This is a genomic window from Zunongwangia pacifica (genome assembly GCF_023499215.1).
Taxonomy (GTDB): Bacteria; Bacteroidota; Bacteroidia; order Flavobacteriales; family Flavobacteriaceae; genus Zunongwangia; species Zunongwangia pacifica.
The window spans coordinates 46,869-71,783 of the sequence record NZ_JAKHSK010000025.1 but is presented as its reverse complement, the minus strand read 5'-3'; the positions used below and the strand labels follow the sequence as shown (position 1 = coordinate 71,783).

Genomic DNA, 24,915 nt, shown 5'->3' with positions numbered 1-24,915 from the left:
AGGTTGTTGTCCTGCCACGGGGATCGGTCATAACAGTCATCCCTACCAAAGGTTCATATTCATAGGTTGTAATCATCGCATCTTTGAAAGCACTATTGGAGCGGAGATTATTGATTGCAGGCAAATCCGATTCATCAACATTCTTAAGTAGACCCAGTTCATTTTCCAAAGCCGCTTTGGTCATATTCTCTATCTTGGCTATGGGATACTGACCGTTGTAGCCCCATAGATAAAATATATGCGGACCATCTGACTTTGAGACTTCTATAGGATTGCCGTAGCTGTCATAGCTGTGATAGGCTAATCGAAGATCATCATCCTCATTGAAGTCTATACTGCCTGAACCCTTCCTAAAAAATTGCTTTGCTACCAAAGCCTGATTGGAAAATAGCCCATACTTCGCATGTTGTTCAGCGGTTTTCTCACCATTATAATAATGTTCTGACTTGATTACCTCAGAAATTCGGTTATTACTTATCAAATTGCCAATGGCCGTAGATTGCTCCTGCCCCTCTAAATCATGTGGATAATAAAAGTGATCTTCCTCAACATCCTCATAACTATTAACACTAGTTATTTTTGTAGGTTGAAATATATTTGGATTATCGTAAGTGAAAGTTTTATAACTCACCACAGAATCATTTTGATAAAAGGAAGTTTTAATTTTTTCACTTACTAGATTTGAACCCTGATAAATGGGATATTCAAATATCTGATAACGACTTTGTCTTGCAAGATAACAGCTTCCCGTGTATCGCATTATATGCCCTATTTTATACATTTTATAGGATTCATCATAATTTCGAAAATCATAATCTAAAGTATTGGATTCCACTAAATCATAATTACTACCATTCTTTCGAAAACTAGATTGTTTTTTATTCAGACCTCCCATCCAGCTTCGATCCAATAACATCACACCTCCGTTATATTGATATGGTACGGGAAGAACAACATCAGAATGAACAGAATAATAATACTCCTTTTTTCCAAGATCATTCCCAGAAGTATTTTTAGTATACTCTATTACTTTTCTGTAAACTACGGGGCTACCACCTTGCAACGAAAGGCTTTGGACAGTACCACCATAATAAAACTTTCTAGTAGCAGAATTTGCTGTGCATCCAAAAGTGCAATTGGCTACAGATAACTGAATTTGATTTTCAACATATTGATCATACAAAAAAGTTTCTGGTGTTATAAGCTTTGAACCCAAATATTCATACTCTTTTATAAAACTAATATCATTATCGCTGTCATAACTTTTTACTTTACTAATTCTTAATCCACCAGCTATTTTATCTACAGTTTGTCCATCACTTAATTCTTCTCTGAATTTTAAGTTAGCTTTAATATAAGCCGCTCCATCAAATTCTAATGAATTTGATGTTCCATTAACCTCTGCTTTAAAAATATAAGTTCTTCCCGCAACAAGCCAAACTGGGTTTAATGTTCCTTCAGTCTCAGGAGGGTTCATTGGATAACTATAATAAGAGGGAGAAATACTATGGTGCACTTCATATGAGCTGGAACCAACAGCTTTTAACGTAAGCGTAGGAAATACTCCCATAGTTTGATTCATATCAGAACCTTCAAAACTAATAGTAGCGTATCCTGAATATGTAGGTGTAAATTGCACATAATCCTCGTAAGGTTTTCCTGAACCAATAACATTTTCTTGACCTACTGCAAAAACATCATAGTTTTTAGTGTTAATTACTTTTTCTTTTCCTTTATAAGTATGAGGTTCATATTCAAATTCCGATCTGCCACCAGTTGGATAAATAATCTTATTTAAAATACCTGCTTTCATATAGGTTTCATTAGGCTCTCTATCTGCATTACCTATGGAGTTTCCCATATATGTGTAATCCTGCTTAGGAATAAGACTTCTATTTGAATTGGATCCATTATAATATCCCCAATAATCTTTAGCATTAGTCTCTAAAGGGGGTAATGACAAATTATTATATCCAAATTCATATGATTTAATCTTATCATTTTCTGCATTTTTTATATCTAAGGAGACTAATTTTAACCTCTTTTTTAGAATTTGGTCATCTACGGGAAAGGAATTTTGAATAGTACTAACAAAATAATTTTGATTTAATTTGAATGATTTTATTAGGGAATAGCTATTCCCCGAACGGCTATAAAGTTTTATGTTATCCAAACGATCGCGAATTCTATCTTCACGATCATATATGCGATTGAAAACAATTTTTCCATTTGACCAAGTAATACTATCTAACCTTTTAGGATTGTAAGTCATTGTGGTTTGAGATACCATACTCGCAAAATCATGAGCGTTCGATTGAATATATACATAGGGTGTTGATCCTCCGCCAGTAGGACATGGCTTATTTCCAATTACGGGCTTATCTCCTGTAACTTCAGAATAATTATAGATTTGACTTTGAAAGGCAGACTCATAATTATCATAATAGAAATTAATTTCATCAATTCTATTCGGCATTGTTATTTTACTTAAATGCCAGGTCGACGTGTAAGTCATAGCATTTGATAAGGGATTTCCTTCTGATGCGGTGTAGCTTTCTGTAGCTTCCAATATAGAAAATTTATATGCAATACCGTTTTCAGTTATAATTTCAAAATTATTATTCGTATAATTTATTTCTAAACCCATTGGCTGATTAATAATTCTGATATTTTTATCTCGATCAAAGAAAAACTTTCCAGATACACCATTAAAATTAAAGTGATAAATATCAGATTCTGTATCCTGTAAACCTATTGCAGCTTCTTCCCAGAAATCAGGATTATCATCATAATTTAAATCATCTTTTTCGGGGATATTGGAAAGAAGATACCCTTTCGAGGATAAATCTGGCCTTCCCCTTGGCACAGAAGATATACTACCTCCAGCTTGTAAGATCCAACCTAAACCAATAATACCGGATTCTTGATCTACTTTAATTCCCGAAGAATGATAAGAGAAGCCTATAGGAATATTGAGATTACCCACATTTATAGTATATATTGGAACCGAGATATCAACGAGGCCAGTATACATGCTTACAGGATGTTCTCCGTATTTTATAAATTCTTGCGCAGTAGGTGATGGTGGTAAATAATTTTGTAACTGTGTATCTTGCTGAGCATTTAGACTCAATTTAACCAAGCATACACTTAACATTAGCATAGCTCTTAGCTTAATCATTATTTAAGTGATTTATTTTGAAGTAAAACTACTACTATATAAAAAAAGAGAAGCACAGCAAAACCTTACTAATAGTAAGGTTTTAGGTAATTTTCAAAATTCTATTTGAATTCAAATAATGACTTAATTAAACCTATTCATTAGAATTTATAAGTAAATATGGAAAGATTTAAAAATAGGAAAGTGTTATAAAAAACTTATGGACGGCCCCACCCGTCCATAAGATTAAAATTTCTAAAATCTACCCCAAACAAATTTTAGAAAAGAAAGTTTAATTAATCATTGTATTCATAAGGCGAATACTTCAATCAATAAATTAGAATTAATTTACAATGTGAATTTACAATTATTTTACAATATTCAAAATAAATATCACACTTTTTTAATAGTACCCAACCATTAAGCCTCTTTAAATGATAAATTCAAAATTTTATAGAAGGTCTTTTATGCTGCAAATTCTCGATCTTAAGGCTTAACTTATCAAGAAATTCGCGGTGTTTCGGGCTATCTTCATTAAATGGCCGATGCTCCAATCCTTTTTGAATGGTATCCACTTCTTTCATAATGGGATAAATTTCGGGTTCGATCCAACTTTCTTTGAACTTTCCCCAAATATAGTCGATGGCTATTTCTGACAAATGAACCATATCCTTACCATAAAATCGATAATCCCTAAGTTCATCCATCACTATTTCGTAGCTGGGAAAATACTTTGTTTTTTTATCGAATTTCAGCTTCATCTCTTTTCGATATTCATGCAAAGCGGTGATAAGCGTTGCCTTGCTTAACTGATTTTCTACAAAACCGTCTTTTAAATGACGTACCGGCGAAACGGTAAAAATAATTTTAGCATTCCCATTAAGCGCCCAGATGATATTGGAGATTTCAAAAAGACTTTTTTTAATTTCTTCCGAAGAAAAAATCTTTTTGGTAAAATTAGATTGTGCCACTTTATGGCAATTGGCCACTAAACGCTCATCCTGATTCAAAACATAACCCCAGGCCGTTCCCAATGTGATAATTACGTGCGAGCTTTCTTGCAAAAATGACCGGGTATTCTCTAACGAATTATTTAGGCGATTAATCATTAAAGATCGATCTGGATGATTCATTTGCGAGTGAACCTCAAAACAGGAATACAAATCGTTTAATTGAAAAATATCCCGCTCAGAATAGGTATAATTCTCATCAATTCTTTGAAAGAGATTGCGCAGCGCGACGGGATGAAAAATAATCCCAAAGGGATTTTGCAGCACGTTAAATTTAAAATACTGAAGTTTATCCCCTATATTTTCTACAAAACACGACCCAAATAAAGCGATATTAGCATCGTAATTGATTTTTGGGGATTGATTGCTAACCGGGACAATGGTTCTAAAATCCATGGCAAATAAATAATAAAGGCGCATAGAATTAATCCTTCCATACGCCTATCCTTTTCACAAAAGAAAGATACTAAATTTCTTAGAACCTTCTTATTCGATATATTTTTTAGCCTCGTTTAAAGCTTCTGGAATACCTGCCGGGTTTTTACCCCCTGCAGTAGCAAAAAATGGCTGGCCACCACCACCGCCCTGGATGTATTTACCCAATTCGCGAACTATAGTCCCTGCATTAAGATCGTTGTTTTCTGCCAAGTCTTTAGATATATAGCAGGAAAGCAGGGCTTTTCCTTTTTGTTCGGTTCCAAAAAGAAGGAATAAATTATCTATTTCTCCGCCTAGTTGAAAAGCAAGATCTTTAATTCCGCCCGCATCAAGATCTACCTGCTTCGCCAAAAACTTAATTCCGTTAATTTCCTGGATTTCATTCTTGATCTCAGATTTCAGGTTTTTAGCCTTGTCTTTTAGTAAAATCTCCACCTGCTTTTTAAGTTCGGCGTTCTCGTCCTGCAAACCAGCAATGGCTTTTACCGGATCTTTGGCGTTTTTCAACAAACCCTGTACTTCCTCTAAAAGCTCAGTTTGCTTTGTAAAATATTCTTTTACTGCATCACCGGTAATCGCTTCTATCCTACGAATTCCCGAAGCAACGGCACTCTCTCCGGTAATTTTAAAATACCAGATATCGGCCGTGTTTTTCACGTGCGTACCTCCACAAAGCTCCATCGATTCCCCAAAACGAATCGCACGGACATCATCCCCATACTTTTCACCAAAAAGCGCAATGGCGCCCTGATCTAAAGCGTCCTGATAAGCGATATTTCGCTGCTCTTCGAGTTGCAGGTGTTCCTGAATTCGGTCATTTACAAACTCTTCTACCTTAGCTATTTCTTCGGAAGAAAGCTTGCTAAAATGACTAAAATCGAATCGCATATAATTGGGTTGTACCATAGAACCTTTTTGCTCTACGTGTGTTCCCAGTATTTTTCGCAATGCCTGATGCAATAAATGTGTTGCTGTATGGTTAGCCGCAGTTTTTGCACGTGCCAAAGCATCCACCACCGCGGTAAAGTCGGCTGATATATCCTGTGGTAATTTCTTGGCAAAATGGATAATCTGGTTGCTTTCTTTTTTAGTATCGATAATACTAATTTTCTCGTCATCGGATTTTAAATAGCCTTTATCGCCAACCTGTCCGCCGCCTTCAGGATAAAAAGGCGTTTTGGTTAGCACAATCTGATAAAGTGTTCCCTGTTTTTTGGTTTCCACTTTACGATATTTAGCAATTTTAACCTGAGTTTCTAATTGATCGTAGCCCACAAAAGCGTCTTCGGCAACTTCAGCAATTTCTTCCCAATCCCCAGAGGTTACCTGAGTAGCCGCTCTGGAGCGCTCTTTTTGCTTTGTAAGTTCGGCTTCAAATTCAGTACTATTAAGACTGTAGCCTTTTTCTTTTAAAATAAGTGCCGTTAAATCTATAGGAAAACCAAAGGTATCGTATAGCTCGAATGCTTTCACCCCAGAGATTTCTTTATCTTTAGCTTCGGTTACAATATTTTCCAGCATCACCAATCCCTGCTCTAAAGTTCGAAGAAACGAAAGCTCTTCTTCCTTAATTACATTTTCAATAAGTTGCTGTTGCTTTACCAATTCTGGGAAAGCCTCTCCCATTTGTGTTTTTAGCCGTTCAACTAATTTATAAATAAAAGGTTCTTTTGTGTCTAAAAAGGTGAAACCGTAACGTATGGCACGACGCAAAATTCTACGAATTACGTAACCAGCGCCACTATTACTTGGCAATTGCCCATCTGCAATACTAAAGGCAACTGCACGAACATGATCTGCAATTACACGAATAGCGATATTGGTTTCTTCAGATTTCCCGTAAGTTGATTTGGTGATTTTCTCAATCTCAGCGATAAGCGGTGTAAAAACATCGGTATCATAATTCGATTGTTTGCCTTGCATCACCATACACAAACGTTCAAATCCCATCCCGGTATCGATATGCTTCGCTGGTAATTCTTCTAAAGAACCATCTGCTTTACGGTTAAATTGCATAAAAACCAGATTCCAGATTTCAACCACCTGAGGATGATCTGCATTTACGAGTTCTTTACCCGGTTTTTTCGCTTTTTCTTCAGCAGAACGAATGTCTACATGAATTTCTGAACAAGGCCCGCAAGGTCCCTGATCTCCCATTTCCCAAAAGTTATCTTTTTTATTTCCGTAGATAATTCGATCTTCAGGAACAATCTTTTTCCAAATTTCCAAGGCCTCGGTATCCAAACCAACTCCGTCTTCCTCACTTCCTTCAAAAACCGAAACATAAAGACTATCCTTATCGATTTTAAACTTCTGGGTTAATAATTCCCAGGCCCAGTTAATGGCTTCTTCTTTAAAATAGTCTCCAAAACTCCAGTTCCCCAGCATCTCGAACATCGTATGATGATAGGTGTCGTGGCCTACTTCTTCTAAATCGTTATGCTTCCCGCTAACACGAAGACATTTTTGCGAATCGGTTACCCTGGTATTTTTTGGCACAGAATTCCCAAGAAAAAACTCTTTAAACTGCACCATCCCGGCGTTGGTAAACATCAGGCTTGGATCGTCCTTAAGCACCATGGGTGCTGAAGGAACAATGCTATGCGATTTTGTTTTAAAAAATTCTAAAAAACTTTTACGAATTTCCTGAGATTTCATGTACTATATTTTCTTGTAAATATTATTAAATTATGCAGGCTATAAAACAATTGCTATCTTTGTTCGTTACCGTATAAACTTGCACGCTTTTTGTGCAATTACGGCAACAAAAATAGCATAAATTTAACTCATGTCGAAGGTTAAATATTATTACGATAGCGAGACGCTTTCCTACAAAAAAATCGAACGCAAAAAAGGCCGTCGATTTGGGATAGCCCTACTTAGCATCTTTGGTAGTTTTCTTGCCGGTTTCCTATTACTGGTTGTTTATCTTAACATTCCGCAGATCGAAACCCCCAAAGAAAAGGCGCTTAAACGAGAACTGCAAAATATGCAGTTGCAATATGGCTTGCTGAATAAAAAAATGAACCAGATACAAAATGTACTGGGCAATATCGAAGATCGGGATAACAATATCTACCGGTTATATTTTGAAGCCAATCCTATCCCTGAAGAAACCCGTAAAGCCGGATTTGGTGGGATAAACCGCTATAAAGATCTGGAAGGTTTTGATAATTCTAAATTGATTATAGAAACCACAAAGCGAATGGATATTCTTACCAAGCAATTGGTGGTACAATCCAAATCTTTAGATGAAATTGCCGAACTGGCTAAAGAAAAAGAAGATCTTTTAGCAGCTATTCCGGCCATACAACCGGTAAAAAATGAAGATCTTACACGTATTGCCTCGGGTTATGGCTGGAGAACCGATCCCTTTACCAAAGTAAGGAAATTCCATTTTGGGATGGATTTTACCGCTCCCAGAGGAACACCGGTTTATGCCAGTGGCGACGGCAAGGTGATTAGGGCCGATAACCGCAGTACGGGTTACGGCAATCACATACGTATAGATCATGGTTATGGTTATATAAGCCTTTATGCCCATTTGTATAAATACAACGTACGGCAGGGGCAAAAAGTAAAACGTGGTGATATTATTGGTTTTGTAGGAAGTACAGGAAGATCTGAAGCCCCGCATTTGCACTACGAGATCTTTAAGGATGATGAGCATATTAATCCTATAAATTTTTACTACGGAAATCTTTCTCCGGAAGAATTTGACGAGGTGCTGAAAAAAGCACAACAGGAAAACCAATCTTTGGATTAATGCAAGTTGAACTACCTAAAAAAAGATATTACAGCATTGGTGAAGTCGCCAGAGCCTTTAAGGTAAACACTTCTTTAATTCGGTTTTGGGAGAAAGAATTTGATGTAATCAAACCGAAGAAAAATGCAAAAGGAAACCGTAAATTCACTCCCGAAGATATTAAGAACATCGAGCTTATTTATCATCTGGTAAAAGAACGTGGATTTACACTGGAAGGTGCTAAAACCCATCTTAAAGAAGAAAAGCAAAAAACACTGAGCAATTTTGATATTGTTCGTAAATTAGAGAAAATAAAAACTAGCCTAATCAATATTAAAAATCAATTATAGACAATGAAAAAATGGTTAATACCCCTAATAATTATAGTCGTTCTGGGAATTATAGTATACAGCATGACCGCTGGAGTAAATAATACTGGAGTTGAACTTGAAGAAAAAGCAAAAGAAGCCTGGTCTAATGTAGAAAGTTCTTACCAGCGCAGAAACGATTTAATTGGCAATCTTGTAAAAACCGTGCAGGGAGCTGCCGATTTTGAACGCGGAACCTTAACGGATGTTATTGAAGCTCGTGCCAAAGCAACTTCAGTAAACATCGATGCTTCTAATTTAGATGCTGCTCAAATTCAGAAATTTCAACAGGCTCAAACAGGATTATCTTCGGCCTTATCAAAATTATTGGTTAGCGTAGAACGCTATCCTGATATTAAAGCAAACCAGAATTTCTTGCAATTACAGGCACAGATAGAGGGAACTGAAAACCGAATTAATGTAGCTCGTGACCGTTATAATGAGGCAGTAACCGATTTCAATACATACATCAGAAAATTCCCAAATAATATTTTTGCAGGCATGTTTGGTTTTGAGAAGATGGAAAGATATCAGGCTGATGCCGGTGCTGAAAATGCTCCCGAAGTAAATTTCGATTTTAAATAATCCTTTTCCAAAATAACCAATATGAGCCGTAAAGACTTTTCTTTAAAGACTGAAGATGAAAATGACATCGTAGAAGCGATACGAACTGCTGAAAAAAGTACCTCTGGAGAGATTAGGGTTCATCTTGAAAAATCGGCAGGATCACAGGATATTTTTGAACGTGCCATGGATGTTTTCCATCAATTAAAAATGGATAACACTAAAGAGGAAAATGGTGTATTAATATACGTTGCTACTGAAGATCGCAACTTTGTCATTTATGGCGATAAAGGTATTAATGATAAAGTTGAAGACGATTTTTGGGAAAGCACAAAAGATATTATCCTAAGTCATTTTAAAAAAGGAGATTTTAAGCAGGGACTTGTAGACGGTATTCTAATGGCCGGCGAGCAGTTAAAAAGACATTTTCCCTGGCAGGAAGATGACGAGAATGAACTTTCAGATCAAATTTCAAGAGGATAGATGCTACAATTTAGTAAACTACCTTGGGGCAAGCCTACAAGGCATTCGATAGAGACAAAATTTCAATTCCGAGGCGAGCATCGGGGCATTAAACCTTTTGGCGGTGCCAATAAAAAGCTTAGCTGCTTAACAAGCTTTCTAAGCCTGCTATTTTTACTTATAAGTTTTGTTGGATTCGCCCAAAGGGATATTCCGCCAAAACCGAGTAAACAAACAGCAGTTTATGATGAAGCAGATCTTTTAACTACTTCAGAAGAGCAGCGTCTTACACAGAAACTGGTTAGCTACGCAGATACGACTTCTACCCAGATTGTTATTGCAACAATAAAATCCTTACAGGGAGAGTATGCCGGGACCTATGCTACACACTGGGCAGAAAAATGGGGAATAGGAATGGATGGAAAAGACAACGGACTTTTTATTCTTGTTGCTGAAAAAGAGCGTAAAATTCAGATTCAAACCGGTTATGGATTAGAACCGTATATGACTGATGCCTATACTTACCAGATTATTCATAATATCATTTTACCCGAATTTAAAAGAGGTAACTACTACGCTGGTTTAGATAAAGGAACCACAGCGGTTTTCGAGGTTTTAGCTGGTACTTTTAAAGGCACGCCTCAGCCTCGTGGTGGGTCAGGAAATTCTGCAAAACCCATAGCGTTTTTTATTATCATTTTTATCATCATTATCATCTCGCTTATTGGCAAAGGTAGCGGAGGCGGCAGGGGCGGCGGTCGTCGCGGTCGCAGCACCCTTATGGATGCCATTATTTTAAGTTCTCTTGGTCGCGGTAGTTTTGGCGGAGGCAGCTCTGGTGGTGGTTTTAGCGGAGGCGGCGGATTTGGAGGCGGCTTCGGCGGTGGTGGTTTTGGCGGCGGAGGTGCCGGTGGAAGCTGGTAAAATCTGACCGAACAAATAAAATCACTAGTAGAAATTACATAAAAAAATGCCCAATTTTATAGCTAAGATTGGGCATTTTTTTATCCAATTATTAGATCAATTATCTTGGTGGTGGTGGCGGTCTTCTTCCTCCTCGTCCTCCGTAGCTTTTACCGCCAAAATTCTTCAGGTTATACGTAAAACTCAACATCGCATATTGGGTAAGCACTAAACTGTTGGTGTCCTGGATATAATCGTCCCCAATTTGTCTTCTGGTATTAATCACCTGATCTAATACATCATAAACTTTAATTTTAATATTGGCTTTGTCCTCCCAAAACTGATACCCTAAGCTGGTATTCCATAAAATCGAAGTATTATCAAATTCAGAGGAAACATTACCGAATTTATTATACGAAATATCGTTTCCAAAAACCACATTTTTGGGCCAGTAGGTAGTGACTTCTAATCCCGCTCGCTGATTTATAAATTCCTGATCGTTAAGGGTACTAAGCGTATAATTTGAATTATTATAATCTATGCCAATTTCAGGATTAATTTCGACAATATCCTCTATCGCATAGGTAAGTCTTACCGAAGGTGAAACTGATATATTCTCTGAATTAAACTTTGTCCCATTCGAGAAACCTACATTTTTATTATAGTTTGTGTTTAAAGATAATCGATATCTAAATTCTTTATTTTCGTTCTTTTTCTGTTTGTTGTAAAAAAGACCAAGTGCGGCAGACATTACGCCATCTACATTGGTATAAGTTGTTGTTCTAGAAAAATCCTGAGTATCGGTGATTGTTTTTGCCACCACACTATTTTCTGTAAAACTCAGGTTAAAATAACTAAATATTCCACTACGCGTAGAGAAGTCAAAATTACGATAACCTCCACGGATATTGTGACTGTAAGAAGGCCTTAAATTAGGATTACCCGTGATAATATTATTAGGATTGGTAAGATCTACTACCGGTTGCAATTGCCGTAAAGAGGGAACATTTGCATTGGTAGAATAATCTATAGATATACTTTTAGAACGCTCTACCTCATATCGTACCCGCGCTCTTACGTAAAGATTATTATAGGTACTACTAAAGGATGTTTCAGACAGGAAATTATTGTTTTCTAAAGTGGTATTTAAAAGACCAATATTGGTATCCACCCGCCATACATCACCTTCGTAATTGATCCCGGCATTTGGGGTATGCTGCCTGCTTTGTACTTCAAAATCACTACTTAAAGTGTCGTTAATAACGATATAATTACCGCTATCATCAGCTTCGTAAACAAAACGCTTATTCTTATCTATATTAGAAGAGAAGTTATAGGAAAGATCCAAAAACAAGTCATCAGATAGTACACTACGCTGGGATACTCCGGCAGAATAATTCTGCGTATCAGAATCTTCATCTATATACTGATCCTGAATTTTTGAAATTTCCTCTCCATCCCTATAATCAAAACTTTCTGAATAAAAATAATTATCATTTTCCCGGGTATCATAAGAGTTTCTAAATTCTAACTGAAGATAAGCACCACGTTTCCCGAAGCGTTTTACAAAATCGACATTATTACTAAAGTTATTGCTTACAATATCTTCAGATTCAGATGTGGTCGAGTTATTCGCCAATTCCCCTTCTTTGCTTATTCGTTCAGAAGAACTTCCTCTTTCAGAAAAGCCGGTATTTGTAGTAACCCTTGGGGAAACAGAAAGCTTGGTAAGGGTATCAAATTCTATTTCAAACCTTGCATTTGCGCGATGGTTATCGTTTGTAAGGTTGCTAAAACTTTTAGAATTAGTAAAGAAGGTTTGATCTGGTAATATATTTTCCCGTTGGATAGCCGTTTCCTGCCTGGTATCATTCCTTCCAAAGAAATAATCCCCGTTAAGCTCATATTTATCGTTCCATTCGTTCGTATAATTTAATCCGGCGGTCTCAGCCTTGGTAATACCACCGCCTCCACCTCCGCCAAAAACAGAGCGGGCTCCAGATCCTCCCATCATTCCATACACCTCATCAAAACTAAATCCTGAACTATTAATGTTGTTAGAACTGGCCAGGATACTTAAACGCATATCATCTTTAAAAATATTCCCGATACCACTAAGTTCATATCTTCCATCGCTACCTCCGCCCACACTGGCCCTGGCAAAATAGCCTTTATTTTTATCTTCTTTAATCGTGATATTTATGGTCTTATTATCCGGGTCTCCTGCTTTCCCGGTAAACTCTTCAGACCTTGTTTTTTGATTGGAGACCTGAATTTTTTCTATGATTTCCTTCGGAAGGTTTTTCGTGGCGATTTTCGGGTCGTCCCCAAAAAATTCTTTCCCATTAACTTTAATACTCGATACCGGCTTCCCATTTACGGTAATCTCCCCGTCTGAATTCACCTCTACACCGGGTAGTTTTTCCAGTAATTCTTCCAGATTCGCATTTTGTCTGGTTTTAAAACTATCGGCATTAAATTCTAGGGTATCTTTCTTTAAGGTTAATGGCGGACGCGAAGCAACAACCGTGACTTCCCCCAATTGATTATCCTGGAGTTCCATTTTGAGCTCACCAACATCTTGAGTCCCTTCTTTAACCTCAACAACTCTCTTAAAGGGTTTAAAACCGGCATAAGACACCAAAAGGTTTAAACGCTTTTCTTTAGATCTTCCTGAAAGTTTAAAGTTCCCTGTGGATTCTGAAATGGTATAGGTAACTAAGGTGCTATCTGATGGTTTTTCTACATAAACAGTAGCAGATTCAAGCGGATTCCCATCTGGATCCAATACTTTCCCAGTCCATTCGAACTCCTGGGAAAAGCTTATCGCGGTAATAAAAAGAAACGCGATAAAAAGATAAAATTTCATTGATTGATGTTTTTAAATTTTCGGTTAAGGTTTACTTCAACTATTGTGGTGTGAGTTTGTATCCCTTTAGACTTTGTGAAACGAAAAACGTTTAATAAAACATCAAACATTTTAAATATTTAACTAAAAAAGGATCCTTAGAAGGCTTAACCTTCCAAGAATCCTTCAAATATTTAAGAGTTTTGAATCCTTATTTTTTTCTGAAGTACACCGTTATTGGCACACCATTAAAATCGAATTCTTCCCTAAGTTTATTTTCAATAAATCGTTTATAAGGATCTTTAACGTATTGCGGAAGGTTACAGAAAAATGCAAATTGCGGTTGTGGCGTAGGTAACTGTGTACAAAACTTCACTTTTACATATTTGCCTTTAATTGCTGGTGGTGGATTACTTTCTATAATAGGAAGCATCACATCATTAAGCTCTCTGGTCTTAATTTTTTTACTTCGGTTTTCAAAAACCTTAACGGCAGTTTCTATCGCTTTAAAAATTCGTTGTTTATTTAGGACAGAAATAAAGATAATCGGCACATCGGTAAAAGGTTCGATTTCCCTACGGATCATCTGCTCATAAGATTTCATGGTATTGGTCTCTTTTTCTACCAAATCCCATTTATTTACCAGGATCACAATCCCCTTGCGGTTACGTTGTGCAAGCCAGAATATATTTTGAACCTGCCCATCAAAACCACGGGTGGCATCTAAAACCAATAAACATACATCGGCATTTTCTATAGCCCTTACAGAGCGCATAACCGAATAAAACTCTAAATCTTCCTTTACTTTAGATTTTCTACGGATCCCGGCCGTATCTACCAGATTAAATTCAAATCCAAATCTATTGTATTTGGTATCTATAGCATCTCGTGTAGTTCCTGCAATATCGGTAACGATATAACGATCTTCACCAATTAAGGCATTTATAAAAGAAGATTTTCCTGCATTTGGACGTCCCACCACGGCAAATCTTGGTAATTCACTTTCTTCCTGATAAGTTTCTTCAGGTAAAGATTCGATTACGGCATCTAAAAGATCTCCCGTCCCACTACCATTGGTACTGGCTATAGGAAAATATTCTCCTAAACCTAAAGCGTAAAACTCAACAGCGTTTTCTAAACGTTTATTGTTATCTACTTTGTTTACAGCTAAAAATACCGGTTTATTGACCTTTCGAAGTAAAATAGCCACATCTTCGTCCATTGGTGTAATCCCAGACTCGACATCGACCATAAAGATAATAGCATCGGCCTCGCCTATGGCCAGTTCTACCTGCTTATCGATTTCAGCCTCAAAAACATCATCACTACCAATTACATAACCACCGGTATCGATTAGTGAAAAATTACGACCATTCCAGTCAGATTTTCCATAATGTCGATCACGGGTTACCCCACTTACCGAGTCTACAATCGCCTCACGACGTTGTATTAAACGGTTAAAAAAAGTAGATTTCCCAACATTAGGCCTTCCTACGATAGCAACAATACCACTCATATCTAAAAATTATTGGCAAAGGTAGTATTTAACAACCGAACTTTAAACAATAAACTTTCAGGAATTTAAAAGTAGGGTTATTCCTTAAGCTGAGTATTCTGAGTTTTCTCTACCAGCCTCCCAACGGTTAATCCTTGCACTACAATAGAAAAAATGACTATAACATAGGTAATCACCAAAAATAAATCACGTTCCATATCCTGGGTGAGCCCCAGGCACAATGCAATCGAGATCCCTCCGCGTAATCCTCCCCACGTCATGATAAGATTGGTTTTAGGCACAAATCCCAATCGATCTTTAAAAAATTCTATGGGCAATAACAAAGAGAGATAACGGCAAATTAATACAATAGGTATTGCCATTAATCCTGCAAAAACATAGTTTAGATCGAAGGTAAGCACTAAAATTTCCATCCCTATCAATACAAATAAAATGGTATTTAAAAGAATATCGATAAGCTCCCAAAATTTATCAACGTAAGTTTCGGTCATTTCAGACATGGTTGATTGTCTTACGGTATCATTGCCCACCAACAAACCGGCAGTAACCATCGCTAGAGGTGCTGAAAAATGTAGCTTTTGGGCTACAGCCGTTCCTACCATTACTGCTGCCAATGTGATAATCACCTCTGTATCATAATCGTCTATAGAACGCATTAAAAGATAAGTTATATAACCTATAGCCAGCCCCAGGCCTATTCCGCCAATAACTTCGGCTCCAAAAAGTTCAAGAATATGTAAAAAACCGGTGCTTTCTTCACTTCCGCCAGATTCGGCGATATTAAAAATCGTCAAAAATACAACCACGCCAACACCATCGTTAAACAAGGACTCTCCTACAATTTTTGTCTCTAATTTTTTTGGGGCTCCGGCTTGTTTTAAAATACCCAACACTGCAATAGGATCTGTTGGAGAAATTAAAGCTCCAAATAATAAACAATGAATATAGCTTACCTGTAATCCAAATAAAGGAAGCATATAAAAAACGGCTGTTCCTACCAGAAAAGTTGAGGCCAAAACGCCCAATGTCGCAAAAACGATCACGGGCCAGCGTTGCACCTTTAATTGCTCGAAATTGGTATGTAATGCCCCTGCAAATAATAGAAAGCTTAACATCACATCTAAAAGAAGCGTCCTAAAATCTAGTTTGGTAATGATATACCCTTCTATATCCAAAAGGGTATCATCAAAAAAACTAATCCCAAAAATGACCAAACTAAAAACAATGGTAATTAGCATTAAGCCAATGGTGGTTGGTAGTTTTAAAAACCGAACATTTACATAGCCAAACAATGCGGCTAAAAAAATGATGATGGTAAGAATAATAAAGGGACTCATATTTTTGCTGAAGTATAGTTCAGTTTAAATATAAATCAATATCCCCGGCGACGCCTTTATTTACCGGCTTTTTAACGAAAGATTAAAAACATGGGAGTTTTTGCCTAATCTTTAGAATAGCCAAAACGCTTTAGTTGTCTATCGTTGCTACGCCAGTTTTTATTCACTTTTACATACAATTCTAAATGCACCTGTTTCCCAAAAAATTTCTCTAAATCGGCACGGGCTTCTACCCCTACTCTTTTTAAAGCATTCCCTTTATGCCCAATAATAATTCCTTTTTGGGTATCGCGCTCTACCATGATGATACTGCGCATTCTTATAATTTTTTCTTCTTCAAAAAACTCTTCGGTTTCTATTTCTACCGCGTAAGGAATTTCTTTTTTATAATGCAGTAGAATTTTTTCACGAATAATCTCATTTACAAAAAAACGTTCTGGCTTATCGGTAAGACTATCTTTTGGATAGAACGCAGGACTTTCTGGCAATAATTCTAAAATTCGGCTAAAAACTTCAGAAACATTAAAGCCTTCAAGCGCAGATATTGGGTAAATTTCAGCATTTGGCACTTTTTCTTTCCATAAACCCACCTGCTCTTCCAGTTGTTCCTGATTAGATTTATCTATTTTATTCAGCAATAATAATACAGGGATTTCAGCATGAACAATTTTTCTAAAAAAGGCTTCATCCTTTAATTCCTGCTCTCCGATTTCTACCATATACACCAGGATATCAGCATCCTCGAAAGCAGATTTCACAAAATCCATCATCGATTCCTGAAGCTCGTAAGCGGGTTTGATAATTCCCGGGGTATCACTTAAAATCACCTGAAAATCTTCGCCATTTACAATGCCCAAGATCCGGTGTCTTGTAGTTTGTGCTTTTGAAGTGATAATTGATAATCGCTCTCCTACAAAAGCGTTCATTAATGTCGATTTCCCTACGTTTGGATTCCCTATAATATTTACAAAACCTGCTTTATGTGCCATACTGATTTTTTTACAAAGGTATTTTATTTAATTACTGCATCCTAAAACGAAATGATAATTTGAACTTCCCGTTAAAAAAGGCATGCTTTTTCTTCAAAAATCACTACGAATTACATAATAACCAGTGTTTTATATTACGATACCATTAAAAATTAAAGGCTTTTAAGTCGTCTTCTTTCTTATTAAATTTAATTATATAATTTTGCGGCTTCCAAAAATTTAAAGCTAAGCATTTAAATATCAGGAAAAGCACGCAAAAAAATTCAACATGAAACAAGTTTTCAACCTCTTTGATTTCTCCCAAAAAGTAAATTATAAAACCGAGATCCTGGCCGGGCTAACCGTAGCCATGACCATGATCCCAGAGTCGCTATCTTTTGCGATCCTTGCAGATTTCCCGCCGCTGGTTGGTTTATATGCTGCTTTTATTATGGGGATAATCACTGCAATTTTTGGAGGCCGCCCTGGTTTGGTTTCTGGTGGTGCCGGTGCCACCGTGGTGGTTTTAATCGCTTTAATGAAATCACACGGCTTAGAATATGTTTTTGCTGCCGTAGCGATGGCCGGGATTATCCAGATTGCCGTAGGTGTTTTTAGGCTTGGTAAGTTTATCAGGCTGGTACCGCAACCGGTGATGTTTGGTTTTGTAAACGGGCTGGCTGTCATTATTTTCTCTGCCCAGTTAGAGCAATTTAAGACCATTATTAACGGCGAAAAAGCCTGGCTAACGGGTAGCCCGCTTTTTATCATGCTGGCTTTAGTTACCTTAACGATTGCCATAATTCTTATTTTTCCCAAAATTACGAAAGCAGTACCGCCATCTTTAGTGGCGATATTGGTGGTTTTTGCCATTGTTTATTTCTTCGGAATTGACACCAAACAGGTTAAAGATATTGCTTCGGTGAGCGGAAGCTTACCCCCGTTTCATATTCCGCAGATCCCTTTTACTTTTGAAACACTTAAAATTATTTTCCCCTATGGACTCATTATGGCTGCGGTTGGTTTAACCGAAGGCTTACTTACCCTAAACCTGGTAGACGAGATTACCGGAACCCGCGGCCGTAGCAACAAAGAATGTGTTGCGCAGGGAACCGCAAATATTGCAAACGGATTTTTTTACGGAATGGGTGGTTGCCCAATGCTGGCACAAACCCTGGTAAATTTATCGTCGGGATCTAGGGCTAGACTCTCAGGGATCATCGCCGCCATAACCATTTTGGTTATCATTCTTGTGGGTGCCCCGGTAATCGAATTATTGCCTATGGCCGCACTTACGGGGGTTATGATTATGGTAGCTTTTGGAACATTTGAATGGGCAAGTTTTAAAACCCTTAACAAAATGCCTAAACACGATATTTTTGTGATGGTCGTGGTGACATTTATTACCATTTTACTTCACAATTTAGCGCTCGCTGTACTTATTGGAGTGATTATTTCAGCATTGGTGTTTGCCTGGGATAATGCCAAAAGAATTAGAGCCCGCAAAAGAATAGACGAAAATGGCATAAAACATTATGAAATTTACGGTCCGCTTTTCTTTGGATCTACCACTGCGTTTAATGAGAAATTTGATGTTTTAAACGATCCTGAAGAAGTTATCGTAGATTTCTCTGAAAGTAGAATTGTAGACATGTCTGGTATCGAAGCCGTAAATAAACTTACGGAACGCTATGCCAAACAGGGCAAGAAATTACATTTAAGACATCTTAGTGAAGATTGCCGACGTTTGTTGAGCAATGCCGATGCTATTATCGAGGTAAATATTATAGAAGATCCCACGTACCATGTGGTTACCGATAATATAAAATAATCTTGATCTTACCACAAGTAAACTACCTCGGGGTAAGCCCACGAAGCATTCGATAGACACAAAATTTCAATTCCGAGGCAAGCCTCGGGGTATTTACCCTCCTAGAAAAAAGGCTTAAAACCATCGAAAATCGATAAGTTTTAAGCCTTTTTTTATGATAGATTTCAGGGTAACCCTATGAGGGATTTGTTAGAAATTAATTTTTATTCAGAGAGATATCCCTGTTATCGAGTAAAAGCTCCTTATTTGGTTTCTTCAGACTTGTCTAAAGAACTAAAAGATTTAATGGCCTGGTTAGGCTCCATGATATTGTATCCATCCCAAAACTCAGGATTATATTTTTTAAATTTCTGATAATCAAAATTAATATTGGTTTTAACCGCAGCAAAGGCATCTTTACTTAAATCTTCTTCATCATAAATAATCCATTGATATTTAGAAACATTGCTGGCAACAATATCCATTTCCAGATCTAATTCTTTAAGACGTTTATTCCATAGCCAGCTGCCTTTTTTAACCAGTAAAGTTAAAGGACGGTCTACTCCAAACGTGTTTCCGGCACTTTTTTCTATATACTTTGGGTTATATTTTCCTTTTTCATCTTTTTCGAAAATCATTTTACCATTATACACATCTTCTTTGTTGCTCACCCCAAAAATCTTAAACTTTTTTAATGGTTTTACATTTTCGAAATCCAGTCGATAAAGTCCAAAATCAGTAGTACTTACGTACATTTTCCCAGTAAAATCGGCACCACGTTTTGGTTTGAAATTAATCACATAAGCAATATCATTGCCTATTTGGGTATAACCTTCAACATCAAATTCATATTTTCTGGACTTTTCAAAAATATCCAGCGTGATATCTTCTTTCCAGAACATTCCTTTTAAATTCGAATTAATCCGGCTTTTAAGACCGTTGGCAATATCTTCGTATTTTTTTATACTGTCCTTGGCTTTCTCCTCAGGTGTTTTTTCTTTGGGCTTGGAAGATTCCATATCTTCAAGAAATTCTTCGCTATCCATTTTCACCCCCAAAATCCCAGATTTTATTTTCACATAGGTATCTTCTCCAAGATTATCCCTAATGATTTGTTCCATTCTCTTGCCTAATTCTTCCACACCCTGCTCGTTGGTGGGATTATAAAGATCTGCAATTTTGATGAGCTGAATTTTTTGTTCCTCATAGTTTCCATAAAAATCACCAAGGTATTCTGTATAGCTATCTACATATCGCGGGATTTGTTGTAGTGCGTTATCCACAAATTTCTGATCAATTTCAGGAATAGTGCTTTCTTCAACTTCCATATCCATTCGACTAATATTATTGAAAAAAGAGCTTCGGTAAAAAAAGCGCTTTCTCGAAAAATTAAAATTATAATTCGAGTCGATTTTAGCCAAAACACGCTCTACTATTTCTTCTCCACTAAGATTTTTGTCTGAAAGAAAAACTTCGCTTAATGCTATAGAAGAAGGTTTTATAAAAAGAGTGTCTTTTAAATCTGAAACAGCAATTTCAATTTCTTCATAGCCCAATGAAGATACTTTAATTTTGGTTTCGCCAGAAGTCCCTTCGGGAAGCACAAAAACACCCTCATCATTAGTGACCACTCCTTTATTTTCAGCATACTGAATGGTTGCAAAAGGAATTGTTTCTTTAGTTTGAGCATCGGCCAACACGGCTGAAATTTCAAACTGCTGGCTAAAAACACTGGATGAAATAAGCAAAAGTGCTTTAATAAGTAATGTTCGCATTTTGATGATGGTTATATTTAGTTAAAGTAAACTACCTAAGGGTAAGCCCATAAGGCATTTGTTATAAACTTATTTTTATTTCGAGGCAAGCCTCTGATCATTTAATCTCGATTATTGAGTTAAAAGAACTATCTAAAAGACGATTAGAGTTAAAAACTGTTACAGGAATTTTAGAAATTTTAATCGATGTTAACCGCTGGTTTTGTTTACTTAACGCCCTATCATCAATAAATATTATAAAATATCTAACATTGCTTTAGCGCGCACTATTTAGAATAATCGTATTTTTAGGCAAATGAATGCCTAAAGGTCTAATCTATGCCAATTAACGTTCAGGGTGATAAGGAGTTTAACAGCGTAACTTCTATTCAGAATAAAGCCCTTCGTATTAACCTTAACGAAAATATCTACGGAACTTTTGCTGAAATTGGTGCCGGCCAGGAAACAGTAAGAAACTTTTTTAGAGCACCAAATCCTACAGGGACCATTGCAAAAACCATGAGTGCTTACGACAAGGATTTTAGCGATGCCATTTATGGGGCCGAGCCCGCCAAAAGGTACGTAACCGAACCACGACTTAAAGCCATGATGGCTTACGAAACCGGACTAATAGAAAAGCGTATTTCACGGCTTAAGCATCCCAATAAGCTTTTCTTTAGTTTCGCGAATACGGTAGCGACTATAGATTGGGCTAAAAAGTATAAAGGCCATGGATGGATTGGGATTCGTTACCAAACCACTCCAAAAGGAGCATATAACGAGATTATAATGCATGTACAGCTTCATGAAAATAAAGCCGTACAACAGCAAATAAGCCTTGGGATTATGGGTATAAATCTTATTTATGCTGCCTATTACCATCATAACGATCCCAAAACGCTACTAAAACGCTTATATGACCATTTAAGTCCCGATAAAATTGAAATCGATACCATTAATTTCACCGGCCCTGCTTTTAAAGAGGTAGATAACCGCTTAATGAGTTTGCAACTGGTAAGAAATGGAATGACCGATGCGGTAATGTTTGCTCCTTCAGGGAACAATGTGCTACCCGCAAATGTTTTATATAAAAAAAATATCCTTACGCTTCGCGGAAGTTTTAGACCCGTAACCAATGTAAACATTAGCATGTACGAAAAATCCCTGCAAATGTTTATGGAGGAACATAAAGTAGAGCGATCTTCTACTGAAGTGATTTTTGAAATGACGCTATTTAACCTAAAAGCTGAAGGAGACGAAATTGATGAAAAAGACTTTTTAGATCGTGCCGACTTACTTTGTGCTTTAGGACATACGGTAATGATCTCTAACTTTCAGCAATATTATAAAGTTGTCAATTATTTTGCTCAGTTTACTTCAGAACAAATTGGACTTACCATGGGGGTAAGCACCTTAATTGATATTTTTGACGATAAATATTACAAAGAATTAAGCGGCGGAATTTTAGAAGCTTTTGGTAGTTTATTTGCCCGAAATGTAAATATCTACCTGTACCCCGCCAAAGATGAAGAAACAGGAAAAATACTTTCTACCAAAAATTTAAGGGTTAATAATAATACCCGTGGTTTATATAATTTCTTTAAACAAAACGATCGTATTATCGATATTACCGATTTTGAAGAACAATCTTTAGATATCAATTCAAGAAAAATACACGAAATGATCCACGAGGGCCAAAGCGGCTGGGAAGATATGCTTCCCGAAACGGTAACCCTACTTATTAAAGAAAAGCAGATGTTCAAAAAGTAGTCATTTTACTTCTTAAACCATCTATTAAACTTCTCAACACAAGCTTATTTATTAGATTTTTTATTTCGAGTTATCAAGGCAGTACTCCATCTCGATTATCGAGTAAAATAAAAAATCCCGGTATTCCCGGGATTTTTATGCTCTTATTGCAAATTCTAGTTTTGATAGAATGACTGTGCTGGCCAGCTATCATTAGAGTAATCTACATCTGGTAAGATTTTATCTGGATCGATCTCAATGCTCTTAGGAGCTTTGTCGGTTTCCACTAAATGGCTCCAGCTATCACCACGTTGCCAGATTTCTACTGGAAGCGTTAGATCTTCTGTAGAACCATCCTGATAAGTGATCTTTAGTTTAACCGGCATTGGCACTTCTCCTTTATTCGCTAAATTGATAATAAAACCGCTACCGTTTCCATTCCCCTGCACTCCTTCAATAGCAAGATCGATATTTCCTGTTCCGTAGAACCAACTACCAAAAAACCAGGATAAGTTCTCTCCGGCTACATTTTCCATGTGATTAAAGAAATCTTTAGGTTGTGGGTGCTTATAGGCCCATGTTTTAATGTACGATTTAAAGGCATTATCAAAACGCTCATGTCCTAAAATATATTCCCTTAGCATTAAAAGACCTATTCCCGGTTTGTAATACGCCGTCATTCCCAGGTTTCTTAAATTAGTAACATCTGGATAGGTATCGATCCCCTCACGGGTTTCAGACGTAAACCAGCCTGTCATATTTCTTGTTTTGTTAAGACTTGTTGGGTATTCTCCAAATTCCTGAGTGCTGTAATAGTTGATAAAAGTATTAAAACCTTCATCCATCCAGGCATATCTTCTTTCGTTAGATCCTACGATCATTGGGAACCAGTTATGACCAAATTCGTGATCTGTAACACCCCAAAGTGATGCTCCTTTACTTCTCCAACCGCAAAAGTTAAGTCCAGGATATTCCATTCCTCCAATTTCCGCAGCCACGTTAGTTGCTACCGGCCAAGGAAATTCAAACCACTTGTTGGAATAATTTTCGATAGAATGCTTACTGTATTCTGTAGATCTCCCCCAGGCATCGTTGCCAGCACTTTCTTTTGGATATACAGATTGTGCCAGGATATGCTTACCGCTTGGCAAATTGATTTTTGCGGCATCCCAGATAAATGCTTTTGAAGATGCAAAAGCAACATCGTGCGTATTTTCCATTTTAAAATGCCAGGTAAGTGTTCCTTCTTGTTTTGCTCTTAAAGAAGCATCTGTGATTTCGTCTTCACCAACAATAGTTACGGTTTCATCGCTTTTTCTCGCTTTATCCAGGCGCTCTCTTAATTTAGATGAAAGTACCTGGCGCTCGTTTACTAGTTCTCCAGAACCTACTACAATATGATCCCACGGTGCTGTAATTTCATAATCAAAATCACCATATTCTAAATAGAATTCTCCTGCACCAAGATACGGCTCTACATTCCAGCCTTCGATATCATCGTAAACTGCCGTACGAGGATACCATTGTGCCATTGCGTAAATTGTACCATCTTCTACATCCAATCTCCCCATACGATCCATTCCTTTTACCGGAATTTTGTAAGTAAAATTCATAGAAACCGTTGCCTTACCTCCATTCGCTTTAATGGGTTCATCAAACCAAACCTGCATTCTGGTATCGTTGATGATATGTTTTGAGGAAGTACTTCTACCGGTTTTCGCTTTAAGATTCGAAATTTCATACCCCCCATCTACATCTCCGTTATAACGGTTACCCCCAATTGGAGTGGTTAACGTTCCACGGGAATTCTCTGTAAAACGGTTTTGTTCCAGATATAACCAGATAAAAGGTAATTCATCTGGGCTATTATTGATATACGATAGCGTAATTTCTCCACTTAACGTATGTGCCTTGTCGTCTAAAGTTGCTTTAATATCATAATCGGCTTCATTTTGCCAGTAATCTGGCCCTGGTACTCCAGAAGCCGAACGGTATCGATTACCGCTTCGATCCATAAATTCATCAAAATCCTGCTGATTGCTCCCTACGACTTCCTGAGCCTGAGACAAAAAGCTAAAGGCTCCTGTGAAAGCCAAGGCCAGTAAAGCCTTTGAAAAATATTTCATTTTTTAAATTTTTATTTAACTGCAGCTAATTTAAATAAACTATTAAGAAAATTTTACTAAAACCTCAACGAAAATCAATAGATAAATCGATTAACTAATTACTTCTGAAATTCGATAATTTTCACGCTCAATTTTATTTTGAATAAAAAACGAGCAA

The 24,915-nt window shown here is 37.0% G+C and carries 16 protein-coding genes; 7 read left to right on the top strand and 9 right to left on the bottom strand.

Features of this window, described 5'->3' with window-relative positions:
- From L1967_RS15735 to alaS, 3 genes are all read right to left on the bottom strand, one after another.
- A partial coding sequence (locus tag L1967_RS15735) for a hypothetical protein (RefSeq protein WP_249602459.1) occupies positions 1-3,181 on the bottom strand: 3,181 nt, incomplete at its 3' end.
- A 422-nt stretch (positions 3,182-3,603) separates the two neighbouring features.
- Entirely contained in the window at positions 3,604-4,590 is a 987-nt protein-coding gene (locus L1967_RS15730) for a GSCFA domain-containing protein (protein ID WP_338063548.1), read from the bottom strand.
- A gap of 66 nt (positions 4,591-4,656) precedes the next feature.
- Complete coding sequence (alaS, locus tag L1967_RS15725) at positions 4,657-7,266, bottom strand: alanine--tRNA ligase (RefSeq protein WP_249602458.1); 2,610 nt, start codon at positions 7,264-7,266, stop codon at positions 4,657-4,659.
- Between the two features lie 130 nt (positions 7,267-7,396).
- Between alaS and L1967_RS15720 the strand changes: the two genes are divergently transcribed.
- The 5 genes from L1967_RS15720 to L1967_RS15700 are packed head-to-tail and all read left to right on the top strand — an operon-like array spanning position 7,397 to position 10,671.
- Entirely contained in the window at positions 7,397-8,374 is a 978-nt protein-coding gene (locus tag L1967_RS15720; RefSeq protein WP_249602457.1) for a M23 family metallopeptidase, read from the top strand.
- On the top strand, positions 8,374-8,703 hold the full coding sequence (locus L1967_RS15715; RefSeq protein ID WP_249602456.1) for a MerR family transcriptional regulator: 330 nt from the start codon (positions 8,374-8,376) through the stop codon (positions 8,701-8,703). Before L1967_RS15720 ends, L1967_RS15715 begins: the two co-directional genes overlap by 1 nt.
- A gap of 3 nt (positions 8,704-8,706) precedes the next feature.
- On the top strand, positions 8,707-9,306 hold the full coding sequence (locus L1967_RS15710) for a LemA family protein (RefSeq protein WP_249602455.1): 600 nt from the start codon (positions 8,707-8,709) through the stop codon (positions 9,304-9,306).
- Positions 9,307-9,327: 21 nt separating this feature from the next.
- A complete protein-coding gene (locus L1967_RS15705; protein ID WP_249602454.1) occupies positions 9,328-9,768 on the top strand; it encodes a TPM domain-containing protein in 441 nt (146 codons plus the stop codon).
- On the top strand, positions 9,769-10,671 hold the full coding sequence (locus tag L1967_RS15700) for a TPM domain-containing protein (protein ID WP_249602453.1): 903 nt from the start codon (positions 9,769-9,771) through the stop codon (positions 10,669-10,671).
- Between the two features lie 100 nt (positions 10,672-10,771).
- Here the strand turns inward: L1967_RS15700 and L1967_RS15695 are convergent, their stop codons facing one another.
- The 4 genes from L1967_RS15695 to era all read right to left on the bottom strand — a co-directional run bounded on the left by L1967_RS15695 (position 10,772) and on the right by era (position 17,340).
- The gene (locus L1967_RS15695; RefSeq protein WP_249602452.1) at positions 10,772-13,519 is read right to left on the bottom strand and encodes an outer membrane beta-barrel protein; all 2,748 of its coding nucleotides are present in this window, start codon (positions 13,517-13,519) and stop codon (positions 10,772-10,774) included.
- A 190-nt stretch (positions 13,520-13,709) separates the two neighbouring features.
- Positions 13,710-15,014, bottom strand: coding sequence for a ribosome biogenesis GTPase Der (der, locus tag L1967_RS15690; RefSeq protein ID WP_249602451.1), 1,305 nt, complete (start codon positions 15,012-15,014; stop codon positions 13,710-13,712).
- A gap of 77 nt (positions 15,015-15,091) precedes the next feature.
- Entirely contained in the window at positions 15,092-16,351 is a 1,260-nt protein-coding gene (locus L1967_RS15685) for a cation:proton antiporter (protein ID WP_249602450.1), read from the bottom strand.
- 104 nt (positions 16,352-16,455) lie between these two features.
- Positions 16,456-17,340, bottom strand: a complete 885-nt coding sequence (gene era, locus L1967_RS15680; RefSeq protein WP_249602449.1) for a GTPase Era — start codon at positions 17,338-17,340, stop codon at positions 16,456-16,458.
- A 268-nt stretch (positions 17,341-17,608) separates the two neighbouring features.
- Here era and L1967_RS15675 point away from each other — a divergent pair, with 268 nt between their 5' ends.
- Positions 17,609-19,150, top strand: a complete 1,542-nt coding sequence (locus L1967_RS15675; protein WP_249602448.1) for a SulP family inorganic anion transporter — start codon at positions 17,609-17,611, stop codon at positions 19,148-19,150.
- Between the two features lie 242 nt (positions 19,151-19,392).
- On the opposite strand, the gene L1967_RS15670 is transcribed toward L1967_RS15675, so the two are convergent.
- Positions 19,393-20,904, bottom strand: a complete 1,512-nt coding sequence (locus L1967_RS15670; protein ID WP_249602447.1) for a carboxypeptidase-like regulatory domain-containing protein — start codon at positions 20,902-20,904, stop codon at positions 19,393-19,395.
- Between the two features lie 318 nt (positions 20,905-21,222).
- Between L1967_RS15670 and L1967_RS15665 the strand changes: the two genes are divergently transcribed.
- Positions 21,223-22,653, top strand: coding sequence for a TonB-dependent receptor (locus tag L1967_RS15665; RefSeq protein WP_249602446.1), 1,431 nt, complete (start codon positions 21,223-21,225; stop codon positions 22,651-22,653).
- Positions 22,654-22,808: 155 nt separating this feature from the next.
- Here L1967_RS15665 and L1967_RS15660 read toward each other — a convergent pair whose 3' ends face one another.
- Complete coding sequence (locus tag L1967_RS15660; protein ID WP_249602445.1) at positions 22,809-24,758, bottom strand: M1 family metallopeptidase; 1,950 nt, start codon at positions 24,756-24,758, stop codon at positions 22,809-22,811.
- Positions 24,759-24,915: the final 157 nt, after the last annotated feature.

Excerpts from the sequence above, each read along its gene's own strand:
- L1967_RS15730 (WP_338063548.1), bottom strand. The coding sequence starts at position 4,590 with ATGCGCCTTTATTATTTATTTGCCATGGATTTTAGAACCATTGTCCCG.
- alaS (WP_249602458.1), bottom strand. The coding sequence starts at position 7,266 with ATGAAATCTCAGGAAATTCGTAAAAGTTTTTTAGAATTTTTTAAAACA.
- L1967_RS15720 (WP_249602457.1), top strand. The coding sequence starts at position 7,397 with ATGTCGAAGGTTAAATATTATTACGATAGCGAGACGCTTTCCTACAAA.
- L1967_RS15715 (WP_249602456.1), top strand. The coding sequence starts at position 8,374 with ATGCAAGTTGAACTACCTAAAAAAAGATATTACAGCATTGGTGAAGTC.
- L1967_RS15710 (WP_249602455.1), top strand. The coding sequence starts at position 8,707 with ATGAAAAAATGGTTAATACCCCTAATAATTATAGTCGTTCTGGGAATT.
- L1967_RS15705 (WP_249602454.1), top strand. The coding sequence starts at position 9,328 with ATGAGCCGTAAAGACTTTTCTTTAAAGACTGAAGATGAAAATGACATC.
- L1967_RS15700 (WP_249602453.1), top strand. The coding sequence starts at position 9,769 with ATGCTACAATTTAGTAAACTACCTTGGGGCAAGCCTACAAGGCATTCG.
- L1967_RS15695 (WP_249602452.1), bottom strand. The coding sequence starts at position 13,519 with ATGAAATTTTATCTTTTTATCGCGTTTCTTTTTATTACCGCGATAAGC.
- der (WP_249602451.1), bottom strand. The coding sequence starts at position 15,014 with ATGAGTGGTATTGTTGCTATCGTAGGAAGGCCTAATGTTGGGAAATCT.
- L1967_RS15685 (WP_249602450.1), bottom strand. The coding sequence starts at position 16,351 with ATGAGTCCCTTTATTATTCTTACCATCATCATTTTTTTAGCCGCATTG.
- era (WP_249602449.1), bottom strand. The coding sequence starts at position 17,340 with ATGGCACATAAAGCAGGTTTTGTAAATATTATAGGGAATCCAAACGTA.
- L1967_RS15675 (WP_249602448.1), top strand. The coding sequence starts at position 17,609 with ATGAAACAAGTTTTCAACCTCTTTGATTTCTCCCAAAAAGTAAATTAT.
- L1967_RS15670 (WP_249602447.1), bottom strand. The coding sequence starts at position 20,904 with ATGCGAACATTACTTATTAAAGCACTTTTGCTTATTTCATCCAGTGTT.
- L1967_RS15665 (WP_249602446.1), top strand. The coding sequence starts at position 21,223 with ATGCCAATTAACGTTCAGGGTGATAAGGAGTTTAACAGCGTAACTTCT.
- L1967_RS15660 (WP_249602445.1), bottom strand. The coding sequence starts at position 24,758 with ATGAAATATTTTTCAAAGGCTTTACTGGCCTTGGCTTTCACAGGAGCC.